Annotated in this window: 1 protein-coding gene; it reads left to right on the top strand. The window is 42.8% G+C overall.

Going from position 1 to position 304, the window contains the following annotated elements; all coding sequences use genetic code 11:
* Positions 1–304 (top strand): phosphoribosylformylglycinamidine synthase subunit PurQ (locus NE668_RS09750; protein WP_256196771.1); only part of this gene is annotated, 304 nt, incomplete at both ends.

The following is a 304-nucleotide window of genomic DNA, read 5'->3' as shown; positions in this document are numbered from 1 at the left end:
CTTGCAGAGGCAAAACTCGGAGGCGTATATACAAATCCTGCGTCTCATGGAGAAGGACGATTTGTTGCGAGTGAAGAATGGATTGACAAGTTGTTTGCGAATGGTCAGGTGGCGACACAATATTGTAGTCCTGAAGGACATATTACGATGGATGAAGAATGGAATGTTAATGGATCTTATCACGCGATTGAAGGAATCACAAGTCCGGACGGTCGAGTGCTCGGAAAAATGGCTCACTCTGAAAGAAGGGGTAATTCTGTTGCGATTAATATTTATGGAGAGCAGGATCTTAAGATTTTTGAAT

The organism is Veillonella parvula, from assembly GCF_024461875.1.
Lineage (GTDB): Bacteria > Bacillota > Negativicutes > Veillonellales > Veillonellaceae > Veillonella > Veillonella parvula_I.
The sequence above is the reverse complement of the archived record's forward strand: the minus strand, read 5'-3'. Positions and strand labels throughout refer to the sequence as shown.